The organism is Roseibium sp., assembly GCF_048261595.1.
Lineage (GTDB): Bacteria > Pseudomonadota > Alphaproteobacteria > Rhizobiales > Stappiaceae > Roseibium.
In genome coordinates this window covers 73,319-88,003 of record NZ_JBLXFW010000001.1, presented here as the reverse complement: position 1 = coordinate 88,003, position 14,685 = coordinate 73,319, and the positions used below count along the sequence as shown (strand labels likewise).

General features: G+C 58.8%; 13 protein-coding genes and 1 tRNA gene. 5 read left to right on the top strand and 9 right to left on the bottom strand.

Features of this window, described 5'->3' with window-relative positions:
• Positions 1 to 8 precede the first annotated feature (8 nt).
• From ACN0SY_RS00415 to glmU, 3 genes are all read right to left on the bottom strand, one after another.
• Positions 9 to 464 carry a GNAT family acetyltransferase gene (locus ACN0SY_RS00415; RefSeq protein ID WP_417683785.1) on the bottom strand — a complete coding sequence of 152 codons (456 nt, stop codon included), beginning with the start codon at positions 462 to 464 and terminating at the stop codon, positions 9 to 11.
• The gene (gene glmS / locus ACN0SY_RS00410) at positions 464 to 2,290 is read right to left on the bottom strand and encodes a glutamine--fructose-6-phosphate transaminase (isomerizing) (RefSeq protein WP_417683784.1); all 1,827 of its coding nucleotides are present in this window, start codon (positions 2,288 to 2,290) and stop codon (positions 464 to 466) included. Before glmS ends, ACN0SY_RS00415 begins: the two co-directional genes overlap by 1 nt.
• Before the next feature lie 139 nt (positions 2,291 to 2,429).
• Positions 2,430 to 3,794: a bifunctional UDP-N-acetylglucosamine diphosphorylase/glucosamine-1-phosphate N-acetyltransferase GlmU gene (glmU, locus tag ACN0SY_RS00405; protein ID WP_417683783.1), complete on the bottom strand. Its 1,365-nt coding sequence runs from the start codon at positions 3,792 to 3,794 to the stop codon at positions 2,430 to 2,432.
• Between the two features lie 338 nt (positions 3,795 to 4,132).
• Between glmU and ACN0SY_RS00400 the strand changes: the two genes are divergently transcribed.
• The gene (locus tag ACN0SY_RS00400) at positions 4,133 to 5,224 is read left to right on the top strand and encodes a hypothetical protein (RefSeq protein ID WP_417683782.1); all 1,092 of its coding nucleotides are present in this window, start codon (positions 4,133 to 4,135) and stop codon (positions 5,222 to 5,224) included.
• 40 nt (positions 5,225 to 5,264) lie between these two features.
• Here the strand turns inward: ACN0SY_RS00400 and ACN0SY_RS00395 are convergent, their stop codons facing one another.
• The 5 genes from ACN0SY_RS00395 to ACN0SY_RS00375 all read right to left on the bottom strand — a co-directional run bounded on the left by ACN0SY_RS00395 (position 5,265) and on the right by ACN0SY_RS00375 (position 10,800).
• Positions 5,265 to 6,002: a cytochrome c biogenesis CcdA family protein gene (locus tag ACN0SY_RS00395; RefSeq protein ID WP_417683781.1), complete on the bottom strand. Its 738-nt coding sequence runs from the start codon at positions 6,000 to 6,002 to the stop codon at positions 5,265 to 5,267.
• A gap of 157 nt (positions 6,003 to 6,159) precedes the next feature.
• A complete protein-coding gene (locus ACN0SY_RS00390) occupies positions 6,160 to 6,588 on the bottom strand; it encodes a universal stress protein (RefSeq protein WP_417683780.1) in 429 nt (142 codons plus the stop codon).
• Between the two features lie 24 nt (positions 6,589 to 6,612).
• Positions 6,613 to 9,252: a TRAP transporter permease gene (locus tag ACN0SY_RS00385; RefSeq protein WP_417683779.1), complete on the bottom strand. Its 2,640-nt coding sequence runs from the start codon at positions 9,250 to 9,252 to the stop codon at positions 6,613 to 6,615.
• 103 nt (positions 9,253 to 9,355) lie between these two features.
• Positions 9,356 to 10,318, bottom strand: a complete 963-nt coding sequence (locus ACN0SY_RS00380; protein WP_417683778.1) for a TAXI family TRAP transporter solute-binding subunit — start codon at positions 10,316 to 10,318, stop codon at positions 9,356 to 9,358.
• Positions 10,319 to 10,539: 221 nt separating this feature from the next.
• Complete coding sequence (locus tag ACN0SY_RS00375; protein ID WP_417683777.1) at positions 10,540 to 10,800, bottom strand: hypothetical protein; 261 nt, start codon at positions 10,798 to 10,800, stop codon at positions 10,540 to 10,542.
• 419 nt (positions 10,801 to 11,219) lie between these two features.
• Between ACN0SY_RS00375 and ACN0SY_RS00370 the strand changes: the two genes are divergently transcribed.
• Positions 11,220 to 11,295 (top strand) — tRNA-Lys (locus ACN0SY_RS00370).
• Between the two features lie 167 nt (positions 11,296 to 11,462).
• On the opposite strand, the gene ACN0SY_RS00365 is transcribed toward ACN0SY_RS00370, so the two are convergent.
• The gene (locus ACN0SY_RS00365) at positions 11,463 to 12,371 is read right to left on the bottom strand and encodes a LysR family transcriptional regulator (RefSeq protein WP_417683776.1); all 909 of its coding nucleotides are present in this window, start codon (positions 12,369 to 12,371) and stop codon (positions 11,463 to 11,465) included.
• Positions 12,372 to 12,522: 151 nt separating this feature from the next.
• Between ACN0SY_RS00365 and ACN0SY_RS00360 the strand changes: the two genes are divergently transcribed.
• The 3 genes from ACN0SY_RS00360 to ACN0SY_RS00350 are packed head-to-tail and all read left to right on the top strand — an operon-like array spanning position 12,523 to position 14,676.
• Positions 12,523 to 12,969: a hypothetical protein gene (locus ACN0SY_RS00360; RefSeq protein WP_417683775.1), complete on the top strand. Its 447-nt coding sequence runs from the start codon at positions 12,523 to 12,525 to the stop codon at positions 12,967 to 12,969.
• On the top strand, positions 12,966 to 13,442 hold the full coding sequence (locus tag ACN0SY_RS00355) for a MaoC family dehydratase (RefSeq protein WP_417683774.1): 477 nt from the start codon (positions 12,966 to 12,968) through the stop codon (positions 13,440 to 13,442). The genes ACN0SY_RS00360 and ACN0SY_RS00355 overlap by 4 nt, the downstream gene beginning before the upstream one ends.
• Positions 13,443 to 13,452: 10 nt before the next feature.
• A complete protein-coding gene (locus ACN0SY_RS00350) occupies positions 13,453 to 14,676 on the top strand; it encodes a CaiB/BaiF CoA transferase family protein (RefSeq protein ID WP_417683773.1) in 1,224 nt (407 codons plus the stop codon).
• Positions 14,677 to 14,685: the final 9 nt, after the last annotated feature.

Below are 14,685 nucleotides of genomic sequence, written 5' to 3'. Positions count from 1 at the left end.
ATTTATTATTATATGTCAGGAATCAGCCGTTTGCCGAGCGTCGCACTTGTCTCCGGCGCATAGCCAAGCCTTTCGTAAAAGCTCAGCACCTTGTCGTTTTCCTGACGCACCATCAGGTGGATCTTCGGACAACCGAGCTCGACCAGAAAGGCCTCACAATATTCCATCAAGAATCTGCCGACACCCGACGACTGATGTTCGGGCGCTACGGCAAGGTAGTATATCGATCCGCGATGGCCGTCATATCCAGCCATGACCGACGCAATCAGAACCTCGTCACCGCCCTCATGCGAGGGGGCCAAAACAACGAAGAAGCCACCATTGCGGTCAGACAGCTTGCGATCGACATCCTTGTCAGGGTCATTCCAGGGCCTGATCAACCCACAGGCACCCCAAAGTTCGATGACATCGCGCCGGAAACGCTCCTCGAAGGGAGCGATCCGGCAGTCCGGGAGATCCGTCATTATTCGACGGTCACCGATTTCGCCAGGTTGCGCGGCTGGTCGACGTCCGTGCCCATGAACACCGCCGTATGGTAGGCGATCATCTGGATAGGCAGCGCATAGACGATCGGCGCGACGATGTCATGCACCTGAGGCATAACGACAACGTCTTTGGCCGCATCACCGGACTCAGCTGCGCCCTTCTCATCCGTGATCAGTACGATACGCCCGCCGCGCGCCGCGACTTCCTGCATGTTGGAGACCGTCTTCTCATAGATCCCGTCATGCGGGGCAATCACGAAGACCGGAATGTTCTCGTCGATCAGTGCGATCGGACCGTGCTTAAGCTCGCCGGCAGCGTAGCCTTCCGCGTGAATATAGGACAGCTCCTTGAGCTTCAGCGCACCTTCAAGTGCCAACGGGAAGTTGGTGCCGCGGCCAAGGTAGAGCGCGTTCGACACCTTCGACAGAGGCTGGGCAAGGGTCTCGATCTTGGTTTCGCTTTTGAGCGCCTGAACGGTCAGGCCTGGCAACGTACCAAGCGCTTCGACCAATTCAGCTTCGGCGGCTGAATCCAGAACCCCGCGAGCCTTGCCCGCTTCGATCGCGAGCGCAGCGAGCACTGCCAGCTGGCAGGTGAAGGCCTTGGTCGAGGCGACGCCGATTTCCGGACCTGCAACGGTCTGGAAGATCACGTCGGACTCACGGGCGATCGTGCTTTCAGGGACATTGACCACGGCCCCGATCTTGGCGCCATGCTCCTTGCAGTAGCGCAGGGATGCAAGCGTATCGGCGGTCTCACCGGACTGCGAGATGAACAAGGCGAATTCGTTCTTGCCCATCGGGGTTTCGCGGTAGCGGAACTCGGAGGCAATATCGATCTCGACCGGCAGGCGGGCGTATTTCTCAAACCAGTATTTGCCGACGAGGCCCGCGTAATAGGCAGTGCCACAAGCCGAAATCACGATCCGGTTCAGATTGGCAAAATCAACCTTGTCCGCGCCGGGAACCCGCACCTGTCGCGCGCCAAGGTCGATGTAGCGCGACAATGTGTGACCGATGACTTCCGGCTGTTCATGGATTTCCTTGGCCATGAAGTGCCGGTAGTTGCCCTTGTCCATCAGCGCTGCTGTCACAGAAGACCGGCTTTCGGCCCGGGTGACTTCTTCGTTCTGCGCGTCGTAGACAACGGCACCTGAACGGTTGACGACGGTCCAGTCGCCCTCCTCCAGATACGTAATCCGGTCAGTGAACGGCGACAGCGCAATGGCGTCGGAACCAAGATACATCTCGCCTTCGCCGTGACCGACCGCCAATGGCGATCCCTTGCGCGCCCCGATCAGAAGGTCGTCATATCCCTCAAACAGGAATGCCAGGGCAAATGCGCCATGAAGCCGCGGAAGAACGGATTTGACCGCAGATACCGGATCGCTGCCCTTGGACAGTTCGACATTCACCAGATGAGCGACCACTTCCGTGTCGGTTTCGGTCAGGATCTCGGCGCCGGTGGACCTGATTTCTTCGCGCAGCTCAAGATAGTTCTCGATGATCCCGTTGTGCACGACCGCAACCTTGCCCGCCATATGCGGGTGGGCATTCGTAACGCTTGGACCGCCATGGGTTGCCCAACGGGTATGTCCGATCCCTGCGGTTCCGCCAATCGGTGTCTTTTCCAGCGTACCTTCCAGGTTTCGCAACTTGCCTTCGGCACGCCGCCGCCCCAGAACGCCGCCTTCGAGCGTCGCGACACCGGCGGAATCGTATCCCCGGTATTCCAGACGCTTCAAGGCGTCGACCAGCCGCGGAGCAACTTCAGTGGATCCAAGAATGCCGACAATACCGCACATAAAATCGCGTCCTTCGAACAGAAAAAATTTGCCCACCTTTAGCGGACACCCGGCAATGATCTGAAATCAAACCCTGTTTCAGATCATGACACGCCGGAATAAGGAGTTTCTTTGCCAAAACCGGAAGAGCCCTGAAGCCTCAGGACTGCTTTGACCCGGCTTCCTTGGCTGCCTTGAACCGCTGGCGCAGCTCTTCGGCCCTGCCAGGCTTTTCTACCTGCCGTCCCCTGCCGATCACCAGCGCGTCGTCGGATACCTCATCGGTAACGACACTGCCGGCCGCTACATAGACCCCGGAACCCAGCTTCAAAGGCGCGACAAGCGTCGAATTCGAGCCGACGAAACTGCCCGCACCGATTTCGGTCTTGTGCTTGCCGAAGCCGTCGTAGTTACACGTGATGGTCCCGGCGCCAATGTTGCTCTTTGCGCCGACGGAGGCATCTCCGATGTAGGACAGGTGGTTCACCTTTGCCCCTGCACCCACATCAGCGTTCTTGATCTCGACGAAGTTACCGATATGGGCATTGTCACTGAGGCGTGCGCCCGGCCGAAGACGTGCGTAGGGCCCGACCGTTGCCCCTGCGCCCACGTGCGCGCCCTCCAGATGACTGAAGGCGCGAATGACCGCTCCGCTCTCGACCTTGACGCCCGGTGCGAAGACGACATTCGGCTCGATCGTGACATCCGGGTCAATCACGGTGTCATGGGCGAAGAATACGGTCTCCGGAGCCTGCAGCGTCACGCCAGTCTCCATGACCGCGTGTCGCGCGCGCCGCTGGAAAACGGCCTCGCACTGCGCCAATTGCACGCGGGTATTGATCCCCTGCACATCCTCTTCATTGCCCACGACCGCAACGACTGTGAGGCCGCGTTCGTTCGCAATTTCGACGGCATCAGTCAGGTAATACTCGCCTTTGGCGTTGGCGTTTCCAATCGCATCCAGCAGCTCTAGCGCAGCCTTGCCGGCAAAGCCCATGATGCCCGAATTACAGAGCGTCACCAGCCTCTCGTCATCACTGGCATCCTTCTCCTCACGGATGGCAACAAGCTTGCCGTTCTTGGTCAGAAGGCGGCCGTAGCCGAAAGGCGTCTCGGTTTCGAAGCCAAGCACGACGACGTCGGCTCCCTTGGCAAGTTCATTGCGGACGGCCCCTACCGCCTCAGGCGTTATCAAGGGCGTATCGCCGAACAGCACCAGTATGTCATCGAAGCTCTTCTCAAGCACAGAACGCGCGGCCAGGGCGGCATGGGCTGTTCCAAGCCGGTCGACCTGGACGTGGCAGGATGCGCTGGGAGCAAGGTCCTTGACCAGCGTCTCGAGCGGCTCCATGTCCGGTCCGACCACAACGGCCATTTCTTCTGCGCCCGATGCTGCAAGCGTCTTCAGCACATGTCCGACGAGCGGCAAGTGGCCGATCGGATGCATGACCTTCGGAAGGTCCGAACGCATCCGGGTGCCAAGGCCAGCCGCCAGAACAACCGGCAAGAAGCTTCGCTGAGACATGAATTCCGTTTCCTGTTGAACTCGCCAAAATTACGGATTGGTTGAAATCCCAAAGCGGTAAAGGTTCGGTGACCTGTATGCCCCGATCCACAGGACAATGAAAGAACGACCTGAAGATTACGCGGTCTTTCTTGTTCGTTAACCATAAATGCGCTCACATGTATCTGATTGCGCATCAGATTCGTGAAAAACAGGACCAGCGCGGCGTGCCGGATCACTTGGCCAGACCAGCAGATGATAAAAAGTCTGTACGGGACATCATCAGCGAGACGCTCACACCGCAGCGCCTGCTCGTTGTCTCGTGGGCATCTGCAGCCATTTTCTCAGGGGCGTTGGGCATGGCAGCTGTGCACTTCGCTCCGGCCAGCCTGCCCTCTTCCGCGCCTTATGCCGGTATCCGATTGCCTCCGAGCGGCCCCGTCGGTGCCACAGCATCCATAGGACTGAATGGCCAGTCCGTCTCCGTAGGACTGATGGAAAGCCGCAACGGTCAGATGCTGACAGCAGAGAACCAGTTCGAAACAGCACAGATAGAAACGCTTCAAAAGGAAGTGGTCGCGCTACGCCGGCGCCTTTCCATGCTGAGCGAGCAAAATGCAACCTACTCGCGGCGGCTCGCGGACCTGGAAAACCAGTTTGATACCGCCAACACGACCGCTCCCGCAGAAACGACCGCCAGCATCGACCAAGCCGCTTTGCGGGCGCGGGTCGCATCAGAGCGCCCTGCCCCCAAGCCCTCCGTCCCGCGTGCGGACGTCGGCAAGGGTACACAAGTATCTGCCATGGACGCACAGAAGGCACCGGCGCCTGCCGCACAGCGGTCTCATGCCGGCTCACGCATTGAGGTCCTTCCTGCTCCGGAGACCATGAACCGGAAGATCACGTTGACCCGGCCACCGCAGGTCCGGCCAGTGAGCAGCGAACAATTCGAGCCCGTTCGTGTCGTTTCCGTCTCCGAGGCAGATCCAGAGGCGTCCCTGACCACCGGGTCCATCCCGAACCAGTCCGCCTTGACACCGAGTGCTGAGGAGAGCGAGCCGGAGCCCATCATGGTACGCCCTTCTACGCCGGCGGGCCGGGCCACAGGCCCCGGCAAAACTCAGATTGGACGGACGGATTTCGGCGCAGTCGTCGGACGCTTTGAAAGCACCGCTTTAGCGCAAGCGGCCTGGATCGCATTCAAGGAGGAAAACTCCGAGCGCATGCAGGATCTGTCGGCTCTCACGGCGCCGTCAGAATTGTCCGACGGACAGGTCGACCTGCTTGTCGGCCCCTTTGCGAACGCGGCTGACGCGGCTGTCGCCTGCCTTCAGCTTCTTCAGATAACCGAAACCTGCCATCCGGCGCTTTTCGTCGGAGACACTGTCCCCCTGCTCCCAGTGGCAGAGGCCGCCAACGTTCCGGCCAGCCGCATCGGTCAGCCCTTCTGAAACCGAAAGCTGCGCCCGGCGCCGCACACGAGCTTTGTTGTCAGCCAATCACCGAGAACGCCGGGAAGGTTTCCAGCAACCAGTAGGACAGAACCGCCATCTGGCCGGTTATGAAGAGAATTCCCGTAAGCACGAGGATCAGCCCCATGATCTTCTCCACGGTCCCCAGATGCCGGCGAAACCGCTTCATGAAGCCGAGGAAAGGCTTGGCGAAAAGGGCGGCCAGCAGGAACGGGATCCCGAGCCCGAGTGCATAGGCTGCAAGCAGGAGGGCGCCCTGCGCAACCGTGTCCTCTGATCCTGCAACGAACAGGATCGCAGCAAGGATCGGACCGACGCACGGCGTCCAACCGAAGGCAAACGCCAGGCCCATGACATAGGCCCCGATCAGACCGGCGGGCTTGCTGTCTACATGCACACGTGCCTCGCGGTACAACAGGCCGATGCGGAACACTCCGAGGAAATGAAGCCCCATCACGATGATCACGGCACCGGCGATATAGCCAAGAAACTGGATATGCTGCGTGATGAACTGACCGATAAAGCTCGCACTGGCTCCAAGCGTGACGAACACCGTGGCAAAGCCTGCGACAAAGGCCAGGCTGGCAATGAACACCCGGCGGGACGCCGCCTTGTCGTCGCCATCCCCCGTCAGTTCTTCGAGGGAAACACCGGCAATATAGCCCAGATATGGGGGCACGAGCGGCAAGACACATGGGGAGATGAACGACAGGAGCCCAGCCAATGCAGCTCCCCAGATGGTCACGTCTTGCAGCATGTAAAATCGTCTCTGAGTTTGATCGGGCTATCGCCACACGACCCGCTAAAGGTGCCGGGCACCGCTAACGTCGGCCCCAACCTACACCTTAACAAGACACAATAGGCTCACCTTTTCGAGAGACGTCTGGTCGCAGTCCCTGTTTTTCCCGAGATCCCTATTCGCGCACGACCAGAACGGACTGGTTCGCATGACGCACGACCCGGGCAGCGTTCGGCCCCAGCAGGTAGTCCTTCAGTTCCGGACGATGGGATGCCAGCACGATCAGATCGCAGTTCAGCTTGTCCGCAGCCCGGTTGATCTCTTCGTAGATGGTGCCATGGGCAATATGGCCTTTGACCTTGAGATCGCCCTCGAAATGGTCATTGATGAACTGCTTCAGCATTTCCCCGGCTGCCTTCAAGGCGTCTCCCTCGTAGTCCTTGGGAAAATAGCTGCCGACGATCGATTTGCCGAAATCAGGCACGACCGCAACAACATGCACATCCGAACCGAAGGTTTTCGCCATGGCTTTGGCAACCGGCAGGGATTTACGCCAGGAACTTGCTTCGGCCAGATCCACCGGCACCAGTATCGACTTGTACATTGCCGTCTCCCCTAGAATGGCGGCCTAAAACGCCGGAACGTCTGTGCGCCGCTTCTGCAGCCCGATCACAAGCAGCAGCAGCAATATGGCCGGAATGTAAAAGACCTCCTTGGGCATCCGTTCGGCGGCCATCCTGACTTCTGCGATTTCCACCGGCTCGTCGCCATAGAAATCGAATGTCTGGAAGGTCTCGAAGAACGGTGTCCCGGGGAACGGCTCTTCAAGAACGGCCCTACCGTCTTCAACCATCACCGAAAGTCCGGCGGCCGATACACGCCCTTCGCCATCTCCAGAAGCCCCGAGAGGAAGCTCAACCAGCGTCTCGAGGCTTTCGCCCACATTGTCGAAGTCGGGGCCCCGGACGAGCACCATCAGGCTTCCGTTCTCAGGGACGGAACCCGCCGTTTCGAAAATGGCTTGGGGATCGCTGATGTCGTATGGCTCCTGGACATAGTCGAGCCAGAACCCCGGACGGAACAGCGTGAACGCGATCAGTAGAAGGGCTACGGCTTCCCACGCCTTGTTACGCGCGAAGAAATATCCTTGCGTTCCCGCCGCAAAAAGCATCATGGCAACTGTGGCGACCACAAAGACGAATACCGCCTGAACCGGTCCGACGTCGATCAGGAGCAGATCGGTATTGAAGATAAACAGGAACGGCAGCGCCACGGTCCTGAGGCTGTAGAAGAACGCCGTGAAACCGGTCTTGATTGGATCGCCGCGTGAAATGGCCGCTGCAGCGAAGCTTGCCAGTCCGACGGGCGGTGTCACATCCGCCATCAAGCCGAAATAGAAGACAAACAGATGCACGGCGATGAGCGGCACGATCAGGCCGTTCTGCGCTCCGATCTCGACAACCACCCCAGCCATGAGCGAGGACACGACGATATAGTTTGCCGTGGTCGGTAGCCCCATGCCGAGGATGAGCGAGAAGATCGCCACCAGAACCAGCATCGCGATCAGGTTGCCACCGGACAGGAATTCGATGAACTCGCCCATGATCTGGTGGGCACCGGTCAGCGAGATCGTGCCGACGATGATACCGGCCGCACCAGTCGCGACCGCAATACCGATCATGTTGCGCGCTCCGGCAATCATGCCCTGGACCAGATCCACAACGCCCTCGTTGAGCGCTGCGCCGACTGCGCCGCTCGAGCGCATGATCGCCTTGAGCGGCTTTTGCGTCAGCAGGATCACGATCATTCCCACGGTCGCCCAATAGGCAGACAGGCCCGGCGAGAAGCGCTCGATCATCAGGCACCAGACAAGCACGACGATCGGAAGCAGGTAATAGAGCCCGGTGAGCAGCGTCGGAATGAATTCCGGCAGCTCGCCGACCGGTGCATCAGGGTCGTCCAGTTCGAGATCAGGCCGGCGAGAAGCGACAAAGAGCAACCCAAGATAAGCGACGGTGAAAATGGCGATGACGCCGTAGAAGGTTGCGTCTCCAAAGATGACCTTCGTCCAGCCAAGGCCGTAATAAAGCACCGCGGCCAGAATACCCATGGTGAGGAAACCGGTGAGCACCCCAAGGATGCTCTGGATCACGGTCTTGGCCGGACCAGGCTTGGGCAGCCCGGTCATCCCGGCCTTCAGTGCCTCCAGATGCACGATGTAGAGCAAGGCGATATAGGAAATCGTGGCAGGCAACACGGCATGGCGAACGACGTCCAGATAGGTGACGCCGACATACTCCACCATCAAAAACGCGGCCGCGCCCATGACAGGCGGCATGATCTGGCCATTGACCGAGGACGACACCTCCACCGCCCCCGCCATCTCCGGCTTGAAACCCACACGTTTCATCAGCGGGATCGTGAAGGTACCGGTCGTGACCGTATTGGCGATCGAGGACCCGGAGATCAGGCCGGTCATGGCCGATGACACGACAGCCGCCTTGGCCGGCCCGCCCCGAAGGTGACCGAGAAGCGCAAAGGCGACCTTGATGAAATAGTTGCCAGCTCCGGCCTGGTCGAGCATGGCGCCGAACAGGACGAACAGAAAGATCATCGAGGCCGACACGCCAAGTGCGATGCCGAAAACGCCTTCGGTCTGCATCCAGTAGTGCCACATGGCCTTGCCGTAGGAGGCCCCCTTCCACTGGATCACTTCCGGAATGAAAGGCTTGTCGCCGAAGAAGACGTAGGTCAGGAAAACGCTGGCGACGATGACGAGCGGCAGGCCTAGGGCGCGGTAGGTCGCGATCAGCATGATCACGAGGCCCACGGTGGAAATCACCAGATCGGCACTCGTCGGCAGACCCGCACGGTTGGAGATATCCTCCTTGAAGACGACCAGATAAAGACACGCAGCCACCCCAAGGAGGCCGAGAACCCAATCATACCAGGGAATGAAACTGCGCGGGCTGGACTTGAACAGCGGATAGGCCATCGAGGCCAGAAACAGGGCGAACGCCAGATGGACGGATCTGGCCGTATCGGAGTTGAGCGTCACGTTCACACCGATCAGGTCGGTCAGGATGAACGGCACGTTCGAGGCGTAGTAGAGCTGGAAAAGCGACCAGAGCAGAGCGGTCGCAGCGACAAAGGTCTTGATCGCGCCTTCCGGGTTGCGGGCGCCTGTATCGCTCTGCGCAACAAGCTCTTGCAGATCGATATCCGAATTGGCGACACCAGCCGCACCTTTGTTGGAAACGTCAGCCATTTCGCACCCCGCCAAGACTGCGCCTTCCCACCAAGGCGCGGAAAATCAATAACTTGAAAACAAAGCGGGAGGGCAACCCAACGATCGCCCTCCCCGGCCGGACTTACATCCAGCCCTTTTCCTTGTAGTACTTCTCGGCGCCCGGATGCAGCGGCGCAGACAGGCTGTCACGAATCATCTCTTCCGGCTTCAGGTTCGCGAAGGCCGGGTGAAGCTTGGTGAAGCTTTCAAAGTCCTCGAAGACCGCCTTCACGAGCGTGTAGACAACATCATCCGGAACATCCGCGGAGCTCACGAAGGTCGCCCCAACGCCAAAGGTCGTGATGTCGGTATCGTTGTTGTACATGCCCGCCGGGATCGTGGCCTTGCGGTAGTACGGACGGTCCGCCACAAGTGCATCGATTTCCGCACCGGTGGCATTCACCAAGACGGCTTCGCACGATGAAATGGTTTCCTGCGTAAGCGCGGACGGGTGGCCGACAAGCCAGAAATAGGCGTCGATCTTGTTATCGCACAGCGCCTGACCGGTCTCGGCAGACTTGAGCTCCGACGCCAGCTTCAGATCGTCGCGTGTCCAGCCAAGGGCGGTCTCGATGACCTCCCAGGTGCCGCGCGTTCCGGAGCCGGCATTGCCGATGTTCAGGCGCTTGCCCTTGATATCGGTGATGTTGGAGATGCCGGCGTCGGCACGTGCGAGAATCGTGACCGGCTCCGGGTGAACGGAGAAAACGGCGCGCAGCTTCTCGAAAGGCCCGGCTTCCTCGAACTTGTCGGTGCCGTTATAGGCGTGATACTGCCAGTCCGACTGTGCGACACCGAACTCCAGCTCACCGGCCCGAATGGTGTTGATGTTGTAAATCGAACCGCCGGTGGATTCGACCGAGCAGCGGATGCCGTGTTCCTTGCGATCCTTGTTGACGAGGCGACAGATCGCGCCGCCGGTCGGATAGTAAACGCCGGTAACACCACCGGTGCCGATCGAAATGAATTGCTGCTCGGCAGCCTGCCCGGCACCCATGGTGCCCGCAAGCATCGCAAGACCGAGCGCCAGCTTCTTGATGGTCATTGAAAACCTCCACCTCTTTATTCTAGGGCTTTGACATCCGACTAAGGTATGCGAGCCCGCGAAGGGGAAGCTTAAGCAAAATTCATAACGTGAGGGAAGACTCGATCTGGCAATCAGTCGAAAATAATTTCACAAAACATCGTTTTTAGTATTGTTTTTCAATAGGATCGGATGAGGCAATGCCATCTCATTCACCGCGCCCGGATATAAGATAGCAGCTGTCAGCCGTCGTCCCGGCCGCCATTGATCACTTCAAAAAGCCGTTGCCGCAACACGTTCTCGTCCTCACCGTCGCGCAGTCCTTCACGCCACTGGTCGATCACGAGCCGCAGCCCAAGAGTGTCACGTGTGTGAGGCAGCTGTCCAACGAAGCCGGCAAAGAATACATCCAGCTTGTCGCGATCCAGAACGCCTTGATCGATCATTCCGTGAATGAGAGCCATGGTGGCAGCGATATGCCCCTTCATGAACTCAAGTTCCATTGATCGTGCTCCTTGATCCGCAGAACGCTCGTACATGAATCCTCGCAAATGCTTTTCGTATGCCACACGTTTTGCGGCGTGAATGCCAACTCGTCAAAAACTAAGCTGTTTCTCAACCGATGCAGAGTATCGTACATCATTCTTGATACGTTGAGAACTGCGTGATTTTTCCAAGGCAATTACCTTGAATTGATGGTGGTCATTGATTGTAAAATTTATTCTTAATTTTTCCGATCGTTGACTTCGACCTTGTCTTGATCGACCTCCCGGGGCCCTCCTGCCGCGGTTTTTCCAACAATCCCAGTTTTTTTCGCCAAGCAGGGTTGAATCTGGAATTCTCTCGGCATACACACACGCCACATTCGGTTGGCATCGACGGCCGGGGCACACCAGACCCCCTTGGAACCGAACCTCTCGGAGAGCCGATAGCTCAGCTGGTAGAGCAACTGACTTTTAATCAGTAGGTCCAGGGTTCGAGCCCCTGTCGGCTCACCACTTCTCCCGAATTACCCTATAGTTCCGAGCGGCCTGTCACCGCTGCAAGAACTCGGCCTTGCCTCGCCCTTCTAAGCGCTGGCGAATGCGCGCTGGCCCAAGGCGACGGCATAGCCAGATCATGCCACGCTCTTCCCGCCTTAAGGCGATCCCGCACCGGCCTCCATCTAAAGCATCAACTCCCGGAATTCCTCCGTCAGGAAGTCGATGAAGAGACGTATCTTGAGCGGCAGATGCCGGCTCTTCTGGAAGACGGCATAAACGCCGTTCTCGAACTCGCTGAACGACACCTTGTAGTCGTCGAAGATGTGCACGAGAGAGCCCTCATCGAGCTGCTTTTGCACGGACCACTCGTTCATCATGGCAATGCCGAGGCCATCCTGCACTGCTGTCAGAATCGCCTGGCCGTTATCCGACTGGAAGCACCCCTGAACGGGTATTTCAACGTCGGCCTGCCCCTCCTTGCGGAAACGCCAGACGGGAATGCCCATGTTCAGGCGATAGGTCAGACAGCTGTGATCATAGAGGTCTTCAGGCCTCTCTACCGGCCCTGCGGATTTCAGGTATGCGGGGGAAGCCACCAGAATGCGGGCGGAATTGGCGAGTTTGCGCGCGACGAGTGAGGAATCCTCTAGCTTGCCCATCCGGATATCGACGTCGATGCCCTGCGCGATGATGTCGACCGGAAAGTTCGACATCTGCAGGTCGATCTTTATCTCCGGATATTTCGCGAAGAAGTGCTTCAGGGACGGAACGAGGTATTGGTGACCGAAAACCATGCGCGAATGCACGCGCAGCACGCCGCGCGGAACGGAATGAAGCTGCACCACGGAGCGCTCCGCCTCATCGATCTGGCCAAGGATGTTCTCCACCTTGTCCAGGTAGACCTGCCCGGCTTCGGTCAGGCTGAGCCGGCGGCTGGTCCGGTTCAGCAACCTTATGCCCAGGCCGTTCTCAAGGTCATTGATATGGCGAGAAATGGAAGCCGGTGACAGCCCGAGCTGGCGGCCTGCCGCCGACAGCGAGCCATACTCGACGACACTGGAAAATACCTTCACCGATTTAAGCCATTCCAACGCAGGCATCCTTTCACAAAAGACCGGCGACACCCGTACATACCCGTTCCATCTTTTCATTCTACAAAAAGATGCTGCTCAGAACACCTCATATCCTTCGTCAAATGCGGGTTGTAACCTTCGTCAAAATCACATGACGCAGGGAGAAATCATGGCTGTCGGCCGATATGTCAGCGATCTGGAAGCAGGCGACAAGATGGGGCCGGTTGCCTATACGGTCTCGGCCTTCACGGTGCGTGAGTATTGCCATTCCGTTGAAATAGATGACGAAATCTTTCTCGGCATAGACAACCCGATTGCTCCGCCGACCCTCGTCCATCTCGATAAGCTGAAGCTTTATGAGGCGACCTGCCCGGCGGGAACCGGTCCGTCAGCACGTCTTCACATCGAATACGACGCCCGGTTCCATGACGCTGTGCCCGTTGGCGTTGAGGTAGAGATCGTAGGCGCAGTTACCGAGCGCTTCGAAAAGCGCGGCCGGACCTATGTCATCACTCAGATCGAGATGCGGGACAAGAAAAGCGGCAGGCTCCTTATAACCTACCGTGACACCGTGATCCTCGCTTATCGTCAGGGCGAGCAGGAGGCAGCGCAATGACCCTTCACAAGGTGACCTCCACGCAAATGACTTCCGGGTTTTCTGTCGGCGACCTGATCACATCTTCCTACCGCGCAATGACGCGCGAACGAATGCGCTGGTATGTCGATGCCCAGGAAACGGCAGTGCGCGGCGACGGAAAACCGCATTTTGGCGGCCCAACCATCCACGATGACGACGCCTACGCCCTGAAGCAGGGCCTTCCGGGCATCATTGCCGACGGGATGATTTCCACAAACTGGATCCTGGGTCTGCTTACCCGGACTTTCGGGACCGATTACGTGCGCAGCGGCCGCCTTCGGACCAAGTATATCGCACCGGTCTATGAGGACATGAAGCTGCGCTCATGCGCCCAGATCACGGCGCTTGAACAGCAAGACGAGGGCCTTCTGCTCCGGATGGATGTCTGGTGCGAAACCCCTGACGGCCAGAAAGTGACCGTCGGAGAAGCGGAAACCCGGTTCAGCGAATAGGCCATACTCCATGTCAAAAGCCATCCTGGACGGCATTCGCGTTGCCGACTTCTCGCGTGTCTTCGCAGTACCGGCCTGCGCGCAGATCCTGGCTGATCTGGGCGCCCAGGTTATCAAGATCGAGGAACCTGAGCGCGGGGACGAGGCCCGCTACTACGGCTGCAACGCTGAAGAACTTGCAGCCTGCGGAGGCGCAAGTCCGTCGTTTCATGCACTCAATCGCAACAAGCAATCCGTGGGTATCAACCTTGCGCTCGCCGAAGGCCGGGAAGCGGCACGCAGGCTGATATCGACCTGCGACGTGCTGCTGCACAATTTCCGGGTCGGCACGATGGAAAAATTCGGACTTGGCTATGACGATCTGAAGACCGACAACCCGGGCCTCGTCTACGGAGAGTTCTCGGCCTATGGCCCGGTAGGCTCCCTGTCACACATCGGCGCAAATGATCTTGCCCTGCAGGCGCATTCGGGCCTGCTTCACCTGACCGGCGAAGCAGACCGTGCCCCGGTACGTGTCGGCACCGCTGCAATCGACCTTCACGCCGGTGTCGCGCTCTCCAGCGCCATTTTGGCCGCGCTGTTCCACCGAGAGAGAACCGGCAGGGGCCAATACGTTGAAACGTCGCTGCTACGCAGCTCCGCCCATCTGATGAATTACTTTTACTCCGAATACTGGATGACCGGGAAACAGCGCAGCCGAATGGGGACGGCGAACCATCTTTCCGTGCCGAACCAGGTGTTTCCGGCTGAAGATGGTTATGCGGTAATCATCGCGCCCAGCGACCAGATGTGGGAGCGGCTGGCACGCGCGCTCGATCCGGATCAGCTCCTGCGTACGGAATTCGCGAGTATTCTGGACCGTCAGGCGCACAGGGAGTTGCTCGTGGAGACGCTCAGCGCCGTAACACGCACCTGGAAGGTCGATGACCTCGTCCACGTCCTTGGCGAGGCAAAGGTCAATGTGGCCAAGGTGAATTCCATCGCCGAGGCCGCCGATCACTTGCAGCTTTCGGCGATTGGCGGTGTCATGCAGCAGCCGGATGCTGAAGGCGGCAGGAAGGCCGTGGGCTCTCCTTTCACCATGTCTCGCGCGGGTGAGATCCCTTTTCGCAGCGCTCCCGAGCTGGGTGCCAATACACGCTCCGTCTTCGCCGAGGCCGGGATCGCCGGCGCCGAATTCGAGCGGCTGGAAAAAGCCGGCGCATTTGGTTTGGCCGCAGCGCAGATCGATTGACAGCATGGC